This is a genomic window from Maribacter sp. HTCC2170, from assembly GCF_000153165.2.
Lineage (GTDB): Bacteria > Bacteroidota > Bacteroidia > Flavobacteriales > Flavobacteriaceae > Maribacter_A.
The window spans coordinates 3,660,335-3,681,117 of sequence record NC_014472.1 but is presented as its reverse complement, the minus strand read 5'-3'; the positions used below and the strand labels follow the sequence as shown (position 1 = coordinate 3,681,117).

Here is a 20,783-nt window from a genome sequence, read left to right as displayed (position 1 = left end):
AGGACAATGCGAAGCTTTTAACAAATACTAAAAACGAACCATTGCTGTTAGAGATATGACAGAATGGCTGAAATAATAATATGGGAGATTCCAAATTTTCAAATTTTGACAATATGTCTTTACAAAGTATTGACCAGGATGCTGAGTTGATACCGTTATTGACCCCCGAGGATGAAGAGGAGATGAACAATGAAGGTTTACCTGAAACCTTACCAATTTTGCCTTTGAGAAACACAGTGTTGTTTCCAGGTGTTGTTATTCCTATTACCGCAGGCAGAGATAAATCAATTAAGTTGATAAAAGATGCGAACAACGGTTCAAAAGTAATTGGTGTTGTTGCGCAGAAAGACGAAAAGACCGAAAACCCAGGGGTAAATGATATTCACACCTTAGGCACCGTAGCCAGAATTTTAAGGGTTCTACAAATGCCAGATGGTAATACTACAGTGATAATTCAAGGTAAAAAACGATTCGAGGTAGCCGAGGTACTTACTGAGAAACCTTATATGACAGCAACGGTTAGGGAAACTTTGGAGGAAAGACCAGAAAAGGACGGTCAGGAGTTTTTGGCGATAATAGAATCGATCAAAGATCTTTCTCTAAAAATAATTAGGGACAACCCTAATATTCCTAGCGAGGCATCTTTTGCTATAAAGAATATTCAGAGTAATTCGTTTTTGATAAACTTTGTTTCTTCCAACCTTAATTTAGATGTTAAGGAAAAGCAAGAATTGCTTGAGATTGGTAATCTGCAAGAAAGAGCATTGACCACGTTGAAGTATATGAATGTTGAACTTCAGAAATTGGAACTGAAAAATGACATTCAATCAAAGGTTCGTAGTGATATGGACCAACAGCAACGCGAATATTTTCTTCATCAACAAATGAAAACCATTCAAGAGGAATTGGGGGGTGTTTCATATGACGAAGAGATTGCGGAGATGAGGGTTAAGGCAAAGGATAAAAAATGGGATACTAAGATTGGTGAACATTTTGAAAAGGAATTGGCAAAAATGCAGCGCATGAATCCGCAGGTTGCTGAATATTCCATTCAAAGAAATTATTTGGACTTATTCATTGATTTGCCTTGGAATGAATTTTCAAAAGATAAATTTGATTTAAAGAGAGCCCAAAAGATTTTGGACCGTGATCATTATGGTCTCGAGGACGTGAAAAGACGTATAATAGAATATTTGGCTGTATTGAAACTTCGAAACGATATGAAGTCTCCGATACTTTGCTTATTTGGCCCTCCAGGAACAGGAAAGACATCTTTGGGTAAATCTGTAGCAGAGGCATTAGGTCGTGAATATGTGCGTATGTCATTAGGTGGCCTAAGGGATGAGGCTGAGATTCGAGGACATCGAAAAACTTACATAGGTGCCATGCCGGGACGTATTGTTCAAAGTTTGAAAAAAGCGGGTACATCGAACCCAGTTTTTATTCTTGATGAGATTGATAAATTGGCAAGCAGTCATCAAGGTGACCCTTCGTCGGCAATGCTTGAGGTATTGGATCCAGAGCAGAATTCTGAGTTTTATGACAACTTCCTTGAAATGGGATATGATTTGTCCAAGGTTATGTTCATAGCAACTGCTAACAGTTTGGCCACCATTCAACCTGCGTTACGAGATAGAATGGAGATAATAAATGTATCAGGCTATACTATCGAGGAAAAAGTTGAAATTGCCAAAAGACATTTATTGCCCAAACAATTAAAAGAGCACGGCCTTGGCACAAAGGACCTTAAAATAGGTAAACGACAATTAGAAAAGATTGTAGAGGGTTACACAAGGGAATCTGGTGTACGTTCTTTGGAAAAACAAATCGCAAAAGTTGTTCGTTATGCCGCAAAATCTATTGCCATAGAGGAAGAGTACAACATCAAAATAAGTAATGAGGATGTTGAGAAGATTTTGGGACCCGCGCGTATGGAAAGGGATAAATATGAAAATAATGATGTCGCAGGTGTGGTAACGGGTTTGGCGTGGACACGTGTTGGCGGTGACATTCTTTTTATCGAATCAATTTTGTCCAAAGGAAAAGGTGCCCTGAACATTACCGGAAATTTAGGTAAGGTCATGAAAGAATCGGCTACCATTGCGATGGAATATATAAAATCCAACGCCGACAGTTTTGGTATAGATCCAGCTATCTTTGATAAATACAATGTACATATACATGTTCCAGAAGGTGCAACTCCAAAAGATGGCCCTAGTGCAGGTATTACAATGTTGACTTCATTGGTTTCTTTATTCACTCAAAGAAAAGTAAAGAAGAGTTTGGCAATGACCGGTGAAATAACCCTTCGCGGAAAAGTTTTGCCAGTTGGGGGTATAAAAGAAAAGATCCTTGCTGCCAAGAGGGCGAAAATCAAGGAAATAATCTTGTGTGAAGAAAACAGAAAAGATATTTTAGAGATCAAAGAGGATTATTTGAAAGGACTTACATTTAATTATGTTTCTGATATGAGTGAAGTAATAGACTTGGCAATTACAAAACAGAAAGTAAAAAATGCCAAGAAACTTTAGTTTAGTATGACTCTTTTTTCTGTTTATTTTTAATCATGGAAAAAATCACCATAGCCATAGATGGCTATTCCTCAACAGGTAAAAGCACAATTGCAAAGCAATTGGCAAAAGTGCTGGGTTACATTTATGTTGACACAGGGGCCATGTACAGGGCGGTGACACTTTATGCCATGGAGAAAGGTTATGTGACTGAAAATAAAAGTGATATTGATGGATTGGTTGGTGATTTGAAAAACATCAATTTAAAGTTTATTTATAATGATACTATAGGTTTTGCAGAAATGCATTTGAACAATAAAAATGTAGAACGTAAAATTAGGACGATGGAGGTATCTAGATTGGTGAGTAAAGTGGCTACTATCGAAGACGTGCGTAAAAAATTGGTGCTGATCCAAAAACAAATGGGTCTTGAAAAAGGAATTGTGATGGACGGTAGGGATATAGGTACAGTAGTTTTTCCAAATGCGGAACTCAAGATTTTCATGACAGCCTCTCCTGAAAAAAGGGCAACTAGACGCTATAAGGAGTTGTTGGATAAAGGGGAAGATGTAAGTTATGGGGAAGTACTAAAGAATGTAGAGCACAGAGATTATATTGATACGCACAGAGAAATTTCCCCATTGACAAAAGCCGAAGATGCAATCACCTTTGATAATAGCGATATGGGGCTTGAGGAACAATTTAACCGAATACTGGATTTTACCAATCGGGTAATCAAGAAACAAAAAAGAGACGTTCATTGAACGTCTCTTTTTAATATTAGGATTACCTGATTCTTATGGATTTGGAATCACCAAAACCTGATCAGGATGAATAATATCAGGGTTTTTGAGTTGATCCGTATTCGCAGCAAATATTTGCTTGTACTTCATGGCATCACCATAATAGTGTTTTGCAATCTTGCTTAAAGACTCTCCACTTTTTACTGTATGCCTGTGAAAAACTGAATCATCAGCGACAGTTATATTGGCTTTTAAATCGTAAGGTTGGTCACCACCTATTTCTTTGATTTTATCCCACAATAGATTTTTTTCATATTGTGTTCCGGCCATACCTTTAATTTTCAACACTCCATTTTCTTCGGTAACTTTTCCATCCTGGATGGCCAATGATTCACCAAGATCTAAAACTGCTTGGTATTTTGCTTTAACGCTCATAGTTGTAATTTATTTACGGTTAATATTTATAGGCGGGAAGATAACAATTAATGCACTATTTAACGAAAAAATGGATGAAATACTAGTAAGACATATATCTAACTGTAATACTTGTTTGTAAATAGATAATAAAATCGTAGTTTTGCACTCCTTTTTTGCAAAGAATCAAGAGGAAAAAGGATACAATAGAAAAACATATAACATCTTCTGTGGTAATTGCTTAACTCTTGTAGCACTACAGAATACAAATTTAGATCAGCAAATGGCTGAAGAAAAAGCAACAAAAGCAGTAGAAGAAACTACTGAAGCTACCCAAGAAGTTAAAACAGTAGAAGAGACTACTGAAGCAACTCAAGAAACAAAGGTGGAGACACCAGTACAAGACCCAAAAGAATTTTTAGAAAACTTTGACTGGGAGAAGTACGAACAAGGCATAGAACGTGTAGAAGACTCTAAACTTCAGGAGTTTGAAACATTGGTTGCCGAAAATTTTGTCGATACAGCAGATGAAGAGGTTGTTAAAGGTACAGTAGTATACTTAACAGATCGTGAAGCGATTATCGATATTAACGCAAAATCTGAAGGTGTTATATCTCTAAACGAATTTCGTTACAACCCTGATTTAAAGGTTGGTGATCAAGTAGAGGTGTTGATTGATATTCGTGAGGATAAAAGTGGTCAGTTGGTACTTTCGCATAGAAAGGCCAGAACAATCATGGCTTGGGACAGGGTTAACGCTGCCCATGACAAAGAAGAGATTGTTAGTGGTTTCGTAAAATGCAGAACTAAAGGTGGTATGATTGTCGATGTCTTCGGTATCGAAGCTTTCTTACCAGGTTCTCAAATTGACGTTAAGCCGATTAGGGATTACGATCAGTATGTAAACAAAACAATGGAATTCAAAGTGGTTAAAATAAACCACGAATTCAAAAACGTTGTTGTTTCTCATAAAGCGCTTATCGAAGCGGATATCGAAGAACAGAAAAAAGAAATCATCAGTCAACTTGAAAAAGGTCAAGTACTTGAAGGTGTTGTTAAAAATATTACTTCTTACGGTGTCTTTATTGATCTTGGAGGTGTTGATGGTCTTGTTCATATTACAGACCTTTCTTGGAGTAGAATCAACCACCCGAATGAGGTTGTTGAGCTTGACCAGAAATTGAACGTTGTAATCCTTGACTTTGATGAAAACAAATCAAGAATTCAATTAGGTCTTAAGCAATTAGAGAAGCACCCATGGGATGCGCTTAGTGAAGACATTAAAATCGGAGACAAAGTTAAAGGTAAAGTAGTTGTAATTGCAGATTACGGTGCGTTTATCGAAGTTGTTGAAGGTGTTGAAGGTCTTATCCACGTTTCTGAAATGTCTTGGTCTACGCACTTACGTTCGGCTCAGGATTTCGTGAAAGTTGGTGATGAGGTAGAAGCGGTTGTATTGACACTGGATCGTGAAGATCGTAAAATGTCTCTTGGTATCAAGCAATTGACTCCAGACCCATGGACCGATATTACAACTAAATACCCTGTTGGATCTAAACATAAAGGTATTGTTAGAAACTTCACCAATTTTGGTGTGTTCTTAGAATTGGAAGAAGGTATTGATGGCCTTATTTATATCTCTGATCTTTCTTGGACTAAGAAAATCAAACACCCATCAGAATTTGTTACTGTTGGAGATACTTTGGAAGTTGAGGTTTTAGAATTGGATGTTGAAGGGCGTAAACTAAGTTTAGGTCACAAGCAGACCACTGAGAATCCTTGGGACAAGTATGAAAGCGAGTTTGCTCTTGATACAGTTCACAAGGCATCTATCACAGAAATAGTTGACAAAGGAGCTACTATTGATTTTAATGATGATATTACTGCATTTGTTCCACAACGTCATTTAGAAAAAGAAGACGGGAAGAAATTGGCCAAAGGCGAAGAAGCAGAATTTAAGATCATTGAATTCAATAAAGACTTTAAACGTGTAGTTGCTAGTCATACAGCTATCTTTAGAGAAGAAGAGAAACGTAATGTAAAAGCGGCGGTTAAAAGAGCTAAAGCAAGTGCAGATGAGGCCAAACCTACTTTAGGTGATGCCAATGATGCGTTACAGGCGTTGAAAGATAAGATGGAAGCTGATTCTAAAAAGAAATAAGTTCCATTATTATAGTAATTCCAAAATTAATTGGAATCCAAAGGCCCCGACAAAAATGTCGGGGCTTTTTTTTGGTTATAAATTCAACTTGTAAGGAAAGTGCGAGAATCCTTGATTTTAGTTAATATATTTTTCGTTTTTTAAACCAAATATCTTCTAAACTAAAATTAATTGTAATCAAATGATAATCCTCCTTTACAAGTATATTTTGTATCTGTCCTTTGGAACCGTAACCATAAGAAAGGTTGATTATTGAATTGGTCTTTCTATTTATAGGAAAACCAACACCTGCAGTAATATTGAAACCGTCGATTTTGACCTTGTTAAGGGATAAATAGCCGTTGTCGTAATTAAACCCAGCTCTATATCTAATGCGTTCACCGTACTTAAATCCATAAGGATTCTTTAGATATTCCAAACCGAAAGCATATATGTTTTGATCTGTGTACTCACCTAAGTTTTCCGTCTGACCTGTTGTCTCCCAAAAATTCTTTTTATAATCAGCACTTAGTGTTAAGGATTCAAGGAATTTAGCACTTAGTCCAAACCCCAATTCAAGAGGTATATTAAAGTCAGCAGTGTTATCCGTTTCATTATCCTCAACAGTTATGTTTGAACCATCAAGGTTCTTCAGTACCGATCGCTTTAAATTTCCACTTAAACTGGTGGGGAATTGGATTGTGCTGCCAAAGGTGAAATCTTTATTAATGTCGTATTGCATTCCCAGGCCAAGACGCACACCGCTATAATTTGTTGTTTCGTTTAACTGAAAAGAACTATTGCTAATTAGAAAAGATTCATCTTCCTCAATATTCCCAAAAAGAAAAGAAGCACTTGCTCCTAACCTCAAACCCTGGGTTACCTCATATCCAAGATTGAATTTAAGGTCATTCAGTCCCCCTAAACCCGTTACATTACTTTCAAAGGTTTCATTGGTTCCTTCAATATTGGTTTGAATACCAACAAGGGAATACCCAACATCACTGTATGGTACCATGACAAAACCGGCTCCCAAACCATCAGTTATGCGAAAAGCGAGGGCCAAGTTGGAAAAATTGAAAGTTTTCCTTGTCTCATTGTTTCCTGTATTACTATAGTTGTTATGTTCGTAGGAAATACCCATGTCATAGAAAAAAGAGTTTTTTGGGATTAAGGAAAAATTAGCCGGATTTAGATTGTTGATTTCCGTTTCGGTTTTCAATCCAATTCCGGTATAGCCAATCCCATTTGATTTTCCAATACTTGTCTGATTGATTATGCCTAGACCATATAAAGAATATGGTGAACTGGTCAACGCTTCGGATTGTGCTAACCCCTCGGTATTAAAAGACATTACATTCAATGTCACTAAGATTAAGAATTTAGTTTTCATCTTCATCATAAATAGCATACGTAATTTGTAAAGTGACAAGATCATTAGAATTGTTATTCCCATTCAAAACAAAGCGGTCAACCGTGGAATTGTAATTGTCAGGAAGTAAAACAAGTGCTTCTTTCGTATCCCTTTCTGCTAAAAGCAATTGGTCAATATAACTACCTAAGGGTAGCTCGTAAAAAATGTCATTAAACTCTTGATTGTCTCTATTGAGAATCGCTCGCACTGGCTCAATATCACTAATGAATAATTGTTTGGTCAGATCATTATTTTCGTCGGCTAAAAATACTGACAAGGTGTCTCGAAGAATAACATGGTTATCATATGTTGTGCTCACAGGCCTTATTTTCAAGACGGCATCGAGAATGGTTCCCTCTCCTTGTATTTCATATATAGATTTGACAAAAGGAAATTCAATTCTGGTTGCAATACCTATACCGGATTGTATGAAACTCATATTTTCAGAGTCTGAACTATTTAAATTGATTTCTTTATCGGTTAAGAATTTCAAATATTCATTAGGTTCCTGTGCAGTGACTTGATTGAAAAAAGGAATAGGGGAACTACCGGAATCTATGTAAAAATCAATGTAATTTTGAACGCGATCATTTTCCTCTGAAGTACTAAAATAAAGTCGAATGAAGCTAGATGCAGAAGTTTTTGAAAAACCAATTATAGATCCATTGTCCCCTTCATCAGGCTGTAAACTTATACCCTTGAAAAAAGCTTTGAATTCGTCTAAATGGACAATTGACTTGTCTTGAAACTGTTTAAACAGTTCTCTCCCAAAAACATCCGTTAGTTTTATTTCCAAAGAATCAGTATCCAAAGGTCTTGGCTTGTATGACATTGAGCCCAGATCATCTTCAAAGAACGATGCCTCACTGGTATTATAAAAACCACTATCGTCATTGGGCTTTAGGTTCTCACTTAATTGCTTTACATGTATAGTATTGTTTTGTAATGTATCATTGTAATAGTAGTTGTCGAATTTTAGATAGAAGGCAATACTATCGTATTCGGCCTCGGTATCAATGGAATACTTTGATGGTACCAATTCCATATAGCTTGAACTCTTAACAGTTCCAAAAATGGAATCTGTGTATTTGCCAACCAATATTCTTGAGGATTGAGAGGTAGGGACGCTATCATATTTCATTGTAGAAGATTCAACGGTCATCGTATCAATAAGAATGACCCTGATATTGCTATCTGTAAATATATCTCCAACCACAAAATCGGAATCATTTGGATTTTCCTTGGTGCAGGAGTTTATCCCAATTAATAATGGGCATATAAGCCATAACATTTTTTTCATTACCTCTTTAAGTTTGAAGTAAAAGTATTAGTAGAAGAACAGTTTAAAAACCGCAATAGACGAAAGCAAAATCTTATGAGACCAACACCAATATTATCACTATGAAAAATAATATCAGGTTCGTAGATGAATTTTGGTTTTTTATATGTTAAAAACGGAGTTTTATATATTCCATTTCCTGCTTGAAATAGGTTGATATAGTTTTGGGACAATATGAAACAATACAAATTATTGAAAATGAAGCAAATAGTGAATGGTTTTAAAATAGTGTCGATTTTCGCTATATCGATTTCTTTTATTGTCAGTTGTTCAAATGATAATGATGATGATGATGAGGATATAGGTAATTGGATAGATAGGTCCGTTTTTGATGGAAGCCCAAGGAGCGGCATCTCTGGGTTTACTATTGACAACATAGGGTATATGGGCGTGGGATATGACGGGGATGACTATCTAACTTCTTTTTGGTCTTATGACATGGAGGGAGATTATTGGTCGCAAAAAGCCGATTTTCCTGGCGTAGCTAGAAATGCCGCGGCTAGTTTTGAGATTAATGGAAAAGGTTATTTAGGTTCTGGCTACGACGGGTTAAATGAACTTAATGATTTTTATTCGTACGACCCAAGTTCCAATACTTGGATTGAGGTTACCGCATTCCCCTCAACTCCAAGAAGAAGTGCAGTTGCATTTGGAATTAATGGATTTGGTTATTTTGGAACTGGTTTTGATGGGGAGAATGATCGTAAGGACTTTTGGAAGTATGACCCAAGCACAGATAGTTGGACTGAGTTAGTTGGTTTTGGTGGTGACAAAAGAAGGGCGGCCACGACTTTTACTATAGGAGACAGAGTATATTTGGGAACAGGAGTTTCCAATGGTAGTTATTTGGAGGATTTTTGGGTTTTTGAGGCTGCAACAGAGAGTTGGTCCAAAAAATCAGATCTTGATGAAGAGGATGACTATCAGATTATTAGAAGTAATGCCGTAGGTTTCACGTTGAACGGCTACGGTTATTATGCTTGTGGCGAGATTAATGGCCCTACAAATTCTGTTTGGGAGTATGATCCATCTTCTGATACCTGGGAAGTGAAAACAAATTTTGAGGGGGCAACACGTCAAGATGCTATTGCATTTTCTAACTCAAATAGAGCATTTATTGGGCTTGGAAGAACCGGAAGTTTGTACTTGGATGATTTGGATGAGTTCTTTCCAATGGATGAATATGACGATGAAGATTAACTCTTTTGATTTGATTGGTGTTTATTTAGATAATGGGGCTTGGCTGATTACCACAGCCTCATTTTACCTATTATTTGAACAATATGAGGAAGATTGTTAGTATTACAGTTATATCATTTTTGCTTTTTTTTGCTTTTTATGACTTTATAAAACCATTGTATAAACAAGAAATTAACGGCTCGGGGTACCACTCCAAAGTATTTAAATTGGATTGTGGGTATGGCTATCAAATTCTTCATAATAAAAAAGTACTAATAAAGCAGGAGTATATTCCTGCAATTCAAGAAAAAAAATCTTTTTCGTCATACGAAGATGCGGAACTTGTTGGGAAATTCGTCAGCGATAAGTTTTTAAAAGGGGAAAGCCCAGTAATTACTATTGATGAATTGAACAATTTAGATATTGTTACATTGGGGGAACAATAACAATAGATGTTTTTAAAAAAACAATATATTCGACAAGCTTTGGTCCACTTGGTCTTATGGTCCTCTTTTTTTGGGTTGCTCATGTATCCATTTGTTGCTCAGCTAAGACCTATGCCATCAGATTTCCCCGTTAGGCTTTTGGCTACAATGGCTCTGTATTACTTTAATTATTTTTATCTCCTACCCAAACTGCTTCTAAAAAAGAAAACATTGATCTACATCGTCATTTCGTTGTTGATCATTGTTGTCATTTCATTACTGATACGGTTTTGGTTTCCGTGGGAGTTTCCGAGACAACTCCCGTATAAGGCTTCAAAGAGATTTTATGGCCCACTTGCAAGACAACTTGTTGTTTCCTTGGTCACTTTTGTTATTCCTTTTATCATTAGTGTTGTACTTCGAATTTATGTGGAGTGGAGAAGAAATGATGATTTACGGAAAATAGTGGAAAACGAAAAAATCTATTCGGAGCTTCAATTTTTGAAAACACAATTGAAACCACATTTTCTGTTCAACTCATTGAATGCAATCTATTCATTATCAGTTAAAAAATCACCTGACACATCTGAAGCAATAATCAACTTGTCAGAGTTAATGCGCTATATGTTATATGAGGCTGATAAGGATTTCGTGCCGTTGGTTAAAGAACTTGAGTATATCCAAAATTATGTTCAATTGCAGCGATTAAGATTATCCGATAGTGAAAATGTCACTTTGAAGATTTCAGGAGAAGACAGGGGAAGGATTATTCCACCGTTGCTTTTTATTTCTTTTATAGAAAATGCCTTTAAATACGGAACAGATTACAAAGGCAAGACTAATGTTAAAATAAACCTTTTAATCGCAGAGGAGTCTATACATCTAACTATCTTGAATAAGATTGGAACTTTCAAGAAGAAAACGGAAAGTTCTGGAGTTGGATTGGAAAATGTGAGAAATAGATTGAAGTTATTATATCCTGATTCCCATAAATTAAACGTTAAAAATGATGGGGAAACCTATTTGGTAGACCTGGTACTTAATATAGGTCAAAGAAACATCCAAATCTGAAATTTCACCAAATCATGAAGTGTTTATATAAGCACAATGTAACGATAAAATAGTAGAAACAAAGACATGAAATGTATTATAATAGACGATGAGCCTTTGGCTATAGACCTTTTGCTGGATTATTGTGAAAAAATAGATTTTTTAGATGTGAAAGGAACTTTCACAAACCCTTTGGATGCGATTACTGTGATATCAGAAAAGAAGGTGGATTTAATCTTTTGTGATATTGAAATGCCACAAATCAATGGCATCGAATTCATTAGTTCTTTGGAAACTCGTCCGTTATTTATTTTTACCACCGCTTATTCCCAATATGCCGTTGAGGGGTTCAACCTAAACGCAGTAGATTATTTGGTAAAACCTATACCACAGCATCGTTTTATTAAAGCCGTTTCTCGTGCTAAAGAACTTTTAAATAGCAAGAAAGAACCAGTTGAAGCCAATGTTTTTTCTTCCCATGGTGAAACCAACGAAGCACAAAAATTCATCTTCGTTAAGGCAGAATATGAAAGTATTAAAATAAATTTAGATGATATTAAATACATCCAAGGTTTAAAAGATTATTTAAAGATTCATATTGTCAACACCAATAAAACCATTCTTACATTAATGAACTTCAAGGAGATTTTGGAAAAACTTCCTTCAAACCAATTCCTGAGAGTTCATAAATCCTTTATAGTGAATGTTAGTTTCATCGATACTATCCAAAGAAATAGAATTGTAATTGAAGATGTTAGGATACCTATAGGGGAAAGCCATAAAGCTGATTTTTATGCTGTATTGGGACTTAAATAACCCTCCTTCATCTTAATCATTACACTCTACCTAAATCTTATTGGGTTGAAATTGGACGCACTGGTTAATTTTTTAAAACTGGATTTAAAAAGATTGATTAATGGGTTTGCTTTTGAAACTGTATTTTTCAAATAGTATATTCTTTGATGATAATTCCTTATTTTTGCCAAACAAAAGTGTTGCTGACCTACTATGAGTCAAAAAGTACTACTCTCCTCGAAAGAAATAAATATTATCCTTCATCGATTGGCTTGCCAACTTCTTGAGAATCATCTTGATTTTTCTGATACAGTATTGATTGGTATTCAGCCAAGAGGAACATTTGTTGCCGAAAGACTAACCAAAATTCTTCGTGAGGAATATGGAGTAAAGCATATTGACATAGGCTTTTTGGATATTACATTTTACAGGGATGATTTTAGACGAGGGGATAAGACGCTGGCAGCAACTCAAACAAAAATCGATTTTTTGGTTGAAGACAAGAAAGTTGTCTTGATCGATGACGTATTATATACGGGTAGAAGTATTAGGGCCGCTTTAACGGCAATTCAATCTTTTGGGAGGCCTAAAGAAATTGAATTATTGACCTTAATCGATAGACGGTTTAGCAGACACTTGCCTATTCAACCCAATTATCGAGGAAGACAGGTTGATGCTATTAACGAAGAAAAGGTGAAGGTAATGTGGGAAGAAAATGATGGCAAAGACGTAATCTATTTGATAAATAAATAAACAATGAGCGAACTGAGTGTAAAACACTTACTGGGAATTAAATATCTAAATGAAAAAGATATTCAGCTCATTTTTGAAACCGCCGATCATTTTAAAGAAGTTATCAATCGTTCTATAAAAAAAGTGCCTTCATTGCGTGATATTACGATAGCCAACATTTTTTTTGAAAACAGCACTAGGACCAAACTTTCGTTTGAGTTAGCCGAGAAACGCTTATCGGCAGATGTGATTAATTTTTCAGCTGGGCAATCCTCTGTTAAGAAAGGGGAAACATTGATTGATACAGTAAACAATATTCTCTCCATGAAGGTTGATATGGTTGTGATGCGTCACCCTAATCCTGGAGCAGGAATATTTCTCTCAAAACATGTAAATGCCTCTATTGTAAATGCTGGGGACGGGGCACATGAACACCCAACACAGGCTTTATTGGATTCTTTTTCCATACGTGAGAAATTAGGTGATGTTGCAGGTAAAAAAGTTGTGATTGTTGGTGATATATTACATTCACGTGTGGCTTTGTCAAATATATTTGCCTTAAAACTTCAAGGAGCCGAAGTAAAAGTATGTGGACCTAAAACCCTGATTCCAAAACATGTTGAATCCCTAGGGGTAGAAGTTGAAACAAACTTACGGAAAGCTTTGGATTGGTGCGATGTCGCCAATATGTTGAGAATCCAAAATGAACGGTTGGATATCAGTTATTTTCCAACGACAAGAGAGTATACCCAGCAATTTGGAGTAAATAAAGCCCTTCTTGACTCCTTGGACAAAGAAATCGTAATCATGCACCCAGGGCCAATAAATAGGGGAGTAGAGATTAGTAGTGATGTTGCGGACTCTAAGCAATCCATTATTTTGAACCAAGTGGAAAATGGGGTAGCAATTCGTATGGCCGTTATCTATTTACTCGCTTCGAAAATAAAATAAGACTTTATGATTTTTGATAAAGAGGGAACAACTACCATAATATTTCAAGAGGATATTTCGCTTCAGGAGTTTTTGAAAAACCTTGATAAGAACTATCTAAAGGTCAAGAATGACAATGTCATTATAAATCTTTTTTCCTTTTCAGAACTTTCAGCAGGTGATATATTAGAGTTTTTTCAAATTTCTAACAAACATCGGGGTTTCAAAAAATCGTTTGTTTTGGTGACTGACAAAGTGTCTTTTGACGAGGTGCCGGATGAAATATGTGTTGTGCCAACAATTCAAGAGGCAAAGGACATCATAGAGATGGAAGAAATAGAAAGGGACTTGGACCTGTGAAATTAAATATTCTTGGTTGTTATGCTGCGACACCACGTACCCTGACCAATCCAACTTCACAAGTGCTGGAGATTAAAAACCATATGTTTTTAATAGACTGTGGAGAAGGCACTCAAGTACAACTTCGAAAAAACAAGATAAAATTTTCGCGGATCAATCATATATTCATTTCTCATTTGCATGGCGACCATTTTTTTGGATTACCGGGGTTAATATCAACTTTTCGCTTATTGGGAAGAGAAAAAGAAGTGCATGTTTATGGGCCTAAGGGCATAAAGGAAGCAATTACTTTACTATTGAAATTAGGAGATTCTTGGACTAATTATCCTTTAAGATTTCATGAGTTAACATCGAAAGGCCCTGAACTGATATTTGAAGATGAAAAAGTCACGGTTGAGACTATTCCTTTGAATCATCGCGTGTATACCAATGGTTTTTTATTTAAAGAAAAATTGGGGGAACGCAAATTGAATGTTGAAGCGGTTGCAAAGTACAAGATTGATAAATGCTATTTTCAAAACATTAAAAACGGTAAGGATATTAAATCGGATGACGGGACATTCATACCAAATGCTGAGCTAACTTTTGACCCAACTAAGCCAAAGAGTTATGCCTATTGTAGTGATACAGGATATTATCCAAAAATTGTTGAACAAATTAAAAAGGTAGATGTACTATATCATGAATCAACTTTTTTGGAATCGGAATCCCATCTATCTCCAAAAACAAAGCACGCAACGGCAAAAGAGGCCGCGACCATAGCAAAAAAAGCAGATGTGGGTACGTTGATTCTTGGTCATTACTCAACACGTTATAAATCGATAGAACTTTTTAAAGACGAGGCCGAAACAATCTTCGAAAATGTAGAACTCGCGAATGACGGTAAGGTTTTTGATTTTTAGCTTTATGCTTTTAACAAATTTTCATTGCACATTAGATTTGAATAAAAGCCGTTTAAATCTTCCCATTTCACTAACTTTTATAGAACTTTGTTTATCTTGTTTTTAGAATTTTCGATATGGACAAAGATTTAGGTAGCTATAGAAAATCATATGAAAAAAGTGCCTTGACCGAGGGGGCGATTTCTGACAACCCTATGGAGTTGTTTCAGAAATGGTTTTATGAAGTTGAGAAATCCAATACGGTTGACGAGACCAACACCATGACCATATCGACCATAGGTTTGGATGGCTACCCGAAAAACCGCGTAGTGCTTCTTAAAAAGTATACTTATGAGGGTTTTATATTTTATACCAATTATGAGAGCGAAAAAGGTAAAGCGATTGATGTGAACTCCAACGTTTGCCTTTCTTTTTTTTGGCATTCAATGGAACGTCAAGTGATTATCAAAGGAACAGCAGAAAAAATTTCTAAAAATTTATCAGATGGCTACTTTGAATCTCGTCCCGATGGAAGCAAATTAGGTGCCATTGTTTCTGACCAAAGTGAGGTTATTGCTTCAAGAAAAGTGTTGGAGGAGAAATTAAAAACTTTAGAAGACAAATTTAGGGGGAAAGAAATACCCAGACCTGAATATTGGGGAGGTTATTTGGTGCGACCAGTTTCTATTGAGTTTTGGCAAGGCCGCCCAAATCGATTGCATGATAGAATTCGCTATTCTTTGCAAAAAGATTACGATTGGAAAATAGAGCGTTTGGCTCCTTAATAACAATATCTTATGAAAAATGTAATTCTAGTCAGACATGGTAAATCTTCATGGGAGTATAATGTTAATGATAAGGATAGACCTTTACTGCAGAGGGGGATTAATGATGGTCATTTGGTAGTTGGGGAGTTTAAACAAAAAAAAATTAATATTGATGCCATATATTCAAGTCCCGCAAATAGGGCAATGCATACTTCTTTGATTTTTTTGCGCCACCTGAACTTTCCTTATTCACAATTTAAAATCGAAAACGAACTGTATGATTTCTCAGGTGATTCTGTGCTTCAGTTTATTAAAAGTCTAAATAATTCATTTGATACGGTCATGCTATTCGGTCATAATCATGCATATACCCATTTGGCGAATGCTCTTGGCAACGAATACATTGACAATGTTCCTACCAGCGGGCTGGTGCATTTGACTTTTAACATAAATAAATGGAGTTCAATTGAAAAAGGTACTACAGTCAGTACCATTTTTCCTAAACATTTAAAATAGTAATTAAGGTTAAAAAAAGGAATAAGCTAGTTATCCGTGTACTGTTTCTTTTGTGCCTAAATCTTTCATGATATTAGCCTCGTATTCGAGTAGATCGTTCCATTTTAGGTTTACCTCCTCAAGTTCACCGTACTCCCGGGCAAATTTTAAGAACATAGTATAATGTCCTGCTTCGCTCACCATAAGCTTATGATAAAATTCGGCCAAATCCTTATCTTCAAGCTCCTCAGATAATAAACGAAACCGCTCACAACTTCGTGCCTCAATTAGTGCCGCATATAAAAGGCGGTGTACCAATTGATTGGTTCGGCTTCCTCCTTTTGGGAAGAATTTCATTAATGCCACAACATAGTCGTCTTTCCTATCCCTACCAAGGGTTTGCCCTCTGGCAATAATTCTGTCATGAACCATTTTAAAATGCCCCATTTCCTCACGGGATAGAGCAATCATTTCCTGTGTGAGTTCTGTGTATTCTGGAAATGACACAATCAACGAAATAGCAGTGCTGGCAGCTTTTTGCTCACAATATGCGTGATCGGTAAGAATTTCATCAATGTTCTTTTCAACAATGTTTACCCATCTTGGGTCTGTTGGTAGTTTAAGACCGAGCATACTAATATATTTATCGAACAAAAGTAATAGGATTACAAATTGATTCAAAATCAAATACTTAAATTTGTTATATGGAAAAAGTCTTTAAATTTTCAGGTAGTATTTTTTCGGTTTTATTCTTGATTACTGCTGGACTTCAATACAATGACCCCGACCCAGCTCTTTGGATATCTATTTATCTCATAGCCACGGTAGTGACCCTTGGATATGTGTTCAACAAAGTATCTTTTTTTATCCCAGCCATTTTCGGTGTTTTGGCTTTAATCGGATTCTTTTATCTAATGCCAGAGACTTTTGAAGGTTTTACGATAGGGCAAGGTGATATTAAGAATATCGAAGAGGCAAGAGAAGCTTTTGGATTATTGATTACGGCAATTGTAATGTTTATGTTCGCCCTTAGAATTAGATTTAAGAATAAATCATCATAAATCCAAGTCGAACGTTTTTCTGAGGACATCAATAGCTGGGTTCTTTTCCCTGAGTTTTTGATATTTTTCCTCTGGAGTAAAAGCAAATTTCTTGGCCACTTCCTCATTTACCGTGATTTTAAGTTTTATGAAATGGTTATTGAGTTTTGTGCGCAGATGTTCCATAAGATGAAACTTCTCTCGCTCCAATTCTTTCTTCATGGTGTCATTGGGAAGCTCTATCCAAATAGTAGATTCATTCATTAGTTTAGGAGTGTCCGTATTCAGGATAGAAGCAAGTAATTTTTGTCCGTTGTTGTCTATTTTTTTGACAAAATCAAACCAATGTTTTTGCATATCCTCCTCGGTTAAAGCTTCTTTGGGTAGATCATTTTCATCAATAACAACTTCTATCTTATTGATTTCATGTTGCTTTTTTGCTTTTAAACTAGATATGGAAAGCCCGGAAACCCTTTTTACAGGAGTATTTATGGAAATGGGTTTAGTGATTGTTGTTTCTTGAGTAGCTGTTTGTGAAGTTATATCAATCAAAGGCTCAGCAACTTGGGTAAGGGTATCGGAAACCACTTCTTCTTTGGCCATTCCTTTTTCAGATAAAGGAACGGGAGTTGGTTGAGTGATTGTTTCTATCTTGAGCTTTTGGGACGTATTAACTGTAATTTTTGGCTCAGAAGAAGGTTTCTGCCTGTAAAAAGAGGCGGGAGCAATAAATTCAACTGTATTGTTCGCTAATGCAATGGATTCAGGATTTTTTTTTTCAGCCAAAAAATCAATGGAAGCCAATTTCATTAATGAAAGTTCAACCAGTAATCTTTGATTTTTACTGGTTTTGTATTTGAGATCACATTCATTTGCAATATTAAGAGCCTTTAGCAAAAATGAATTCGAGGTCTGTTTTGATTGTTCTAGGTAGTTCTTTTTTGCAGATTCCCCCACCTCTAATAATTCAATGGTTTCTGCATGTTTGCAAACCATCAAATCTCTAAAATGTGAGGCTAGACCGCTTATAAAATGATGTCCATCAAAACCTAAAGCCAATGTCTTATTGAATAGCAGTAATAAGGAGGGTATGTTATGTTTCAGAATCAGGTCCGTAGCGGAAAAATAGGTGTCATAGTCAAGTACATTTAGATTATCTGTAACGGCTTTTCTTGTTAGGTTTTTACCAGAAAAACTTACGACTCTGTCAAAAATAGATAAGGCATCTCGCATAGCACCATCGGCCTTTTGAGCAATAATATGCAAAGCGTCATCATCAGCGACTATTCCTTGGTTTTTAGCAATATACTTGAGGTATTCGGCCGCATCTTTAACTGTGATCCGTTTAAAATCAAATATCTGACATCGAGAAAGTATAGTTGGTATGATCTTATGCTTTTCGGTAGTTGCCAAAATAAAGATTGCATGCTTTGGCGGCTCTTCCAATGTTTTTAAGAATGCATTAAAAGCCGATTGTGAAAGCATGTGTACTTCATCAATAATATATACCTTGTATTTGCCTACTTGCGGCGGAATACGTACTTGGTCAATTAAATTACGAATATCATCTACTGAGTTGTTCGAAGCGGCATCCAACTCAAAAATATTAAATGCAAAATCCTCATCCTCACGCTCGGTGCCATCTTGGTTTATTTGTTTTGCAAGAATTCTTGCACAGGTTGTTTTGCCTACACCTCGCGGCCCACAAAACAATAAAGCCTGCGCCAAATGATTATGTTCAATGGCATTCAGTAATGTATTGGTAATAGCCTGTTGACCCACAACATCTTTGAATGTCTGAGGTCTATACTTTCTAGCTGATACAATAAATGGCTCCAATAGCAGTACTTTATATGGCATTTTTGATAATACCAAGGCTTCTTTACAAATATAGAAATAGCGGGGTATTCTTCTATTTATTTAAGATGGATTAAACACTTTTTTATCAACAATTCGATTAAATTTGCCCCGAGCAGGCCACCTTATCGCTGTTCGCTGTTCGCGAATGGAGGAAAGTCCGGACACCATAGTGCATCATAGCGGGTAACACCCGTCTCCCATTTTTGGGACGGACAAGTGCAACAGAAAGAATGTACAGATAATGCTGTAGTGAAATCAGGTAAACTCTATGCGGTGAAACGCCATGTAAATCAGTGTTTGAGGGCTGCACGCTCGAGCTGAAGGGTAGGCGGTTAGAACCTATGGGTAACCATAGGTCCAGATAAATGATAAGGAAGGCTTTACGGTCTTACAGAATCCGGCTTATGGCCTGCTTTTTTATTCAAAATTCCCTAAACAAAAGGTTGCTTAATTGAAGGGCTTGGGTCAGAAAACCATTTTGGTCCATTTTCTGTCATATATACGCAATCCTCTAGTCGTACACCAAACTCCCCAACTATTGAAATATTAGGTTCTATACTAAAACACATTCCGGGCTCAATAAGTAGTTCGTTTCCTCGCACGGCATTTCCCCATTCATGACCATCCATTCCAATACCATGACCAGTTCTATGTGGTAATCCGGGGAGTTTGTAATCCGGTCCAAAACCGGCATCGGTCAATACTTTTCGAGCGGCCTCGTCTACATTATGTAAGGGGGCTCCAACTTGTGCTGCGCTATAACCAGCTGATTGCGCTTTTTTCTCTAATACCCATATCTCTCTTTGACGTTCGGTTGGCTCAGCTCCAAAAACGATGGTTCTACTAATGTCAGAATTATAACCGTGAACCGTACAACCACAGTCAACTAAAACAACATCACCTTTCTTTAATATTTGTGGTTTGGTACTACCGTGGGGAAAAGCAGAAGCTTCGGCAAAATTTGCCATTGCAAACGCATGATTAGCTCCTAAAGCTCTATGTGCACTGGCCACTACAGGTGAAAAATCTGACGGACTGGAGCCTACTTTTAAATTCTGAAACCCCATTTGTATAGCCTCTATTGTTATATTGGTAGCCCGCTGCATTAAAGCTATTTCTGCGGAGGTTTTTATAATTCTGCAGGGAATGGTAATTGGGTCAGCACTAACATATTCAAAATGTGGAGCTTCTTTCTTAATGCCATTATAAATGAAAAACCGTAATCTTTCCTCAATGCCAATCTTGCCATTTATGATATTGGATTCTTTAAGCGATACAGCGATTTGTTCATAAGGGCTTTCATCTTCTTGCCAAGCATATATCTTACCTTTCACCTTTAGTATTTCTTCTAAACGATCCTTCTCAAACCCGGGACATATATAACTTAAACTTCCAGAAGCTGGAATTATGGCAACAAGTGGACGTTCACTTGGCCACCACGAGAGGCCTGTAAAATATTTGAGGGAGGTTCCAGCATCTAATATCAGGGCATTCACACCTTGTTCAACCATCAGATTTTGGGCTTTTTGTATTCTGCTTTTTATTTCTCCCAAGGATATTGGCGATACGTCTTTTATCATAGATTTTACTTGATTTGGTTCTTGCTGGCCGATTTTTTCGTTCTTAGAAGTGCATGAAATTGCGCTGGCAGTAATGGCGGCGCCAGCACCTATGATTGATTTATTGATAAAGTTTCTTCTTTTCATCTT

General features: G+C 36.4%; 20 protein-coding genes and 1 other RNA gene. 15 read left to right on the top strand and 6 right to left on the bottom strand.

The annotated features are described in order from the left end of the window. The first annotated feature begins 80 nt into the window (after positions 1-80). Together lon and cmk are read left to right on the top strand one after the other, a co-directional pair. Entirely contained in the window at positions 81-2,531 is a 2,451-nt protein-coding gene (gene lon / locus FB2170_RS16165; RefSeq protein ID WP_013307678.1) for an endopeptidase La, read from the top strand. A gap of 35 nt (positions 2,532-2,566) precedes the next feature. Further along, the gene (gene cmk / locus FB2170_RS16160) at positions 2,567-3,274 is read left to right on the top strand and encodes a (d)CMP kinase (protein ID WP_013307677.1); all 708 of its coding nucleotides are present in this window, start codon (positions 2,567-2,569) and stop codon (positions 3,272-3,274) included. A gap of 33 nt (positions 3,275-3,307) precedes the next feature. Here the strand turns inward: cmk and FB2170_RS16155 are convergent, their stop codons facing one another. Then, on the bottom strand, positions 3,308-3,688 hold the full coding sequence (locus FB2170_RS16155) for a LysM peptidoglycan-binding domain-containing protein (protein ID WP_013307676.1): 381 nt from the start codon (positions 3,686-3,688) through the stop codon (positions 3,308-3,310). Between the two features lie 262 nt (positions 3,689-3,950). Here FB2170_RS16155 and rpsA point away from each other — a divergent pair, with 262 nt between their 5' ends. Then, entirely contained in the window at positions 3,951-5,828 is a 1,878-nt protein-coding gene (gene rpsA / locus FB2170_RS16150; RefSeq protein WP_013307675.1) for a 30S ribosomal protein S1, read from the top strand. A gap of 121 nt (positions 5,829-5,949) precedes the next feature. Here rpsA and FB2170_RS16145 read toward each other — a convergent pair whose 3' ends face one another. Together FB2170_RS16145 and FB2170_RS16140 are read right to left on the bottom strand one after the other, a co-directional pair. Continuing rightward, entirely contained in the window at positions 5,950-7,200 is a 1,251-nt protein-coding gene (locus tag FB2170_RS16145; RefSeq protein WP_237701145.1) for an OmpP1/FadL family transporter, read from the bottom strand. After that, entirely contained in the window at positions 7,190-8,521 is a 1,332-nt protein-coding gene (locus tag FB2170_RS16140; protein ID WP_013307673.1) for a DUF4270 family protein, read from the bottom strand. Before FB2170_RS16140 ends, FB2170_RS16145 begins: the two co-directional genes overlap by 11 nt. A gap of 237 nt (positions 8,522-8,758) precedes the next feature. Here FB2170_RS16140 and FB2170_RS16135 point away from each other — a divergent pair, with 237 nt between their 5' ends. From FB2170_RS16135 to FB2170_RS16090, 10 genes are all read left to right on the top strand, one after another. Next, positions 8,759-9,760: a Kelch repeat-containing protein gene (locus FB2170_RS16135; RefSeq protein ID WP_041633280.1), complete on the top strand. Its 1,002-nt coding sequence runs from the start codon at positions 8,759-8,761 to the stop codon at positions 9,758-9,760. Between the two features lie 83 nt (positions 9,761-9,843). After that, a complete protein-coding gene (locus tag FB2170_RS16130; RefSeq protein WP_013307670.1) occupies positions 9,844-10,185 on the top strand; it encodes a DUF4907 domain-containing protein in 342 nt (113 codons plus the stop codon). Positions 10,186-10,191: 6 nt separating this feature from the next. Further along, entirely contained in the window at positions 10,192-11,235 is a 1,044-nt protein-coding gene (locus FB2170_RS16125) for a sensor histidine kinase (RefSeq protein ID WP_013307669.1), read from the top strand. A gap of 66 nt (positions 11,236-11,301) precedes the next feature. Further along, entirely contained in the window at positions 11,302-12,030 is a 729-nt protein-coding gene (locus FB2170_RS16120) for a LytR/AlgR family response regulator transcription factor (protein WP_013307668.1), read from the top strand. Between the two features lie 192 nt (positions 12,031-12,222). Continuing rightward, positions 12,223-12,762 (top strand): bifunctional pyr operon transcriptional regulator/uracil phosphoribosyltransferase PyrR, encoded by a 540-nt coding sequence (pyrR, locus tag FB2170_RS16115; RefSeq protein ID WP_013307666.1) that lies wholly within the window; start codon positions 12,223-12,225, stop codon positions 12,760-12,762. Between the two features lie 3 nt (positions 12,763-12,765). Next, a complete protein-coding gene (locus tag FB2170_RS16110; protein ID WP_013307665.1) occupies positions 12,766-13,692 on the top strand; it encodes an aspartate carbamoyltransferase catalytic subunit in 927 nt (308 codons plus the stop codon). Between the two features lie 6 nt (positions 13,693-13,698). Next, complete coding sequence (locus FB2170_RS16105; protein WP_013307664.1) at positions 13,699-14,031, top strand: hypothetical protein; 333 nt, start codon at positions 13,699-13,701, stop codon at positions 14,029-14,031. Further along, positions 14,028-14,933 (top strand): ribonuclease Z, encoded by a 906-nt coding sequence (locus FB2170_RS16100; protein ID WP_013307663.1) that lies wholly within the window; start codon positions 14,028-14,030, stop codon positions 14,931-14,933. The genes FB2170_RS16105 and FB2170_RS16100 overlap by 4 nt, the downstream gene beginning before the upstream one ends. Positions 14,934-15,049: 116 nt before the next feature. After that, positions 15,050-15,697: a pyridoxamine 5'-phosphate oxidase gene (gene pdxH / locus FB2170_RS16095; protein WP_013307662.1), complete on the top strand. Its 648-nt coding sequence runs from the start codon at positions 15,050-15,052 to the stop codon at positions 15,695-15,697. Positions 15,698-15,709: 12 nt separating this feature from the next. Further along, positions 15,710-16,195 (top strand): SixA phosphatase family protein, encoded by a 486-nt coding sequence (locus FB2170_RS16090; protein ID WP_013307661.1) that lies wholly within the window; start codon positions 15,710-15,712, stop codon positions 16,193-16,195. A 30-nt stretch (positions 16,196-16,225) separates the two neighbouring features. On the opposite strand, the gene FB2170_RS16085 is transcribed toward FB2170_RS16090, so the two are convergent. Further along, positions 16,226-16,807 carry a tRNA-(ms[2]io[6]A)-hydroxylase gene (locus tag FB2170_RS16085; protein WP_013307660.1) on the bottom strand — a complete coding sequence of 194 codons (582 nt, stop codon included), beginning with the start codon at positions 16,805-16,807 and terminating at the stop codon, positions 16,226-16,228. Positions 16,808-16,878: 71 nt separating this feature from the next. Between FB2170_RS16085 and FB2170_RS16080 the strand changes: the two genes are divergently transcribed. Further along, positions 16,879-17,235, top strand: a complete 357-nt coding sequence (locus FB2170_RS16080; RefSeq protein ID WP_013307659.1) for a transmembrane 220 family protein — start codon at positions 16,879-16,881, stop codon at positions 17,233-17,235. On the opposite strand, the gene FB2170_RS16075 is transcribed toward FB2170_RS16080, so the two are convergent. Beyond that, the gene (locus FB2170_RS16075) at positions 17,230-19,074 is read right to left on the bottom strand and encodes a DNA polymerase III subunit gamma/tau (RefSeq protein ID WP_013307658.1); all 1,845 of its coding nucleotides are present in this window, start codon (positions 19,072-19,074) and stop codon (positions 17,230-17,232) included. The two genes, FB2170_RS16080 and FB2170_RS16075, sit on opposite strands and share 6 nt — an antisense overlap. Positions 19,075-19,183: 109 nt before the next feature. Here FB2170_RS16075 and rnpB point away from each other — a divergent pair. Further along, positions 19,184-19,494, top strand: an RNA gene (gene rnpB / locus FB2170_RS17115) — RNase P RNA component class A. An 11-nt stretch (positions 19,495-19,505) separates the two neighbouring features. On the opposite strand, the gene FB2170_RS16070 is transcribed toward rnpB, so the two are convergent. Further along, on the bottom strand, positions 19,506-20,780 hold the full coding sequence (locus FB2170_RS16070) for a M24 family metallopeptidase (RefSeq protein ID WP_013307657.1): 1,275 nt from the start codon (positions 20,778-20,780) through the stop codon (positions 19,506-19,508). Between the last annotated feature and the right edge of the window lie 3 nt (positions 20,781-20,783).

Excerpts from the sequence above, each read along its gene's own strand:
- FB2170_RS16130 (WP_013307670.1), top strand. The coding sequence starts at position 9,844 with ATGAGGAAGATTGTTAGTATTACAGTTATATCATTTTTGCTTTTTTTT.
- pdxH (WP_013307662.1), top strand. The coding sequence starts at position 15,050 with ATGGACAAAGATTTAGGTAGCTATAGAAAATCATATGAAAAAAGTGCC.
- FB2170_RS16145 (WP_237701145.1), bottom strand. The coding sequence starts at position 7,200 with ATGAAAACTAAATTCTTAATCTTAGTGACATTGAATGTAATGTCTTTT.
- FB2170_RS16120 (WP_013307668.1), top strand. The coding sequence starts at position 11,302 with ATGAAATGTATTATAATAGACGATGAGCCTTTGGCTATAGACCTTTTG.
- FB2170_RS16140 (WP_013307673.1), bottom strand. The coding sequence starts at position 8,521 with ATGAAAAAAATGTTATGGCTTATATGCCCATTATTAATTGGGATAAAC.
- FB2170_RS16090 (WP_013307661.1), top strand. The coding sequence starts at position 15,710 with ATGAAAAATGTAATTCTAGTCAGACATGGTAAATCTTCATGGGAGTAT.
- FB2170_RS16080 (WP_013307659.1), top strand. The coding sequence starts at position 16,879 with ATGGAAAAAGTCTTTAAATTTTCAGGTAGTATTTTTTCGGTTTTATTC.
- FB2170_RS16110 (WP_013307665.1), top strand. The coding sequence starts at position 12,766 with ATGAGCGAACTGAGTGTAAAACACTTACTGGGAATTAAATATCTAAAT.
- pyrR (WP_013307666.1), top strand. The coding sequence starts at position 12,223 with ATGAGTCAAAAAGTACTACTCTCCTCGAAAGAAATAAATATTATCCTT.
- FB2170_RS16125 (WP_013307669.1), top strand. The coding sequence starts at position 10,192 with ATGTTTTTAAAAAAACAATATATTCGACAAGCTTTGGTCCACTTGGTC.
- rpsA (WP_013307675.1), top strand. The coding sequence starts at position 3,951 with ATGGCTGAAGAAAAAGCAACAAAAGCAGTAGAAGAAACTACTGAAGCT.
- FB2170_RS16075 (WP_013307658.1), bottom strand. The coding sequence starts at position 19,074 with ATGCCATATAAAGTACTGCTATTGGAGCCATTTATTGTATCAGCTAGA.
- FB2170_RS16155 (WP_013307676.1), bottom strand. The coding sequence starts at position 3,688 with ATGAGCGTTAAAGCAAAATACCAAGCAGTTTTAGATCTTGGTGAATCA.
- FB2170_RS16105 (WP_013307664.1), top strand. The coding sequence starts at position 13,699 with ATGATTTTTGATAAAGAGGGAACAACTACCATAATATTTCAAGAGGAT.
- cmk (WP_013307677.1), top strand. The coding sequence starts at position 2,567 with ATGGAAAAAATCACCATAGCCATAGATGGCTATTCCTCAACAGGTAAA.
- FB2170_RS16085 (WP_013307660.1), bottom strand. The coding sequence starts at position 16,807 with ATGCTCGGTCTTAAACTACCAACAGACCCAAGATGGGTAAACATTGTT.
- FB2170_RS16135 (WP_041633280.1), top strand. The coding sequence starts at position 8,759 with ATGAAGCAAATAGTGAATGGTTTTAAAATAGTGTCGATTTTCGCTATA.
- lon (WP_013307678.1), top strand. The coding sequence starts at position 81 with ATGGGAGATTCCAAATTTTCAAATTTTGACAATATGTCTTTACAAAGT.
- FB2170_RS16070 (WP_013307657.1), bottom strand. The coding sequence starts at position 20,780 with ATGAAAAGAAGAAACTTTATCAATAAATCAATCATAGGTGCTGGCGCC.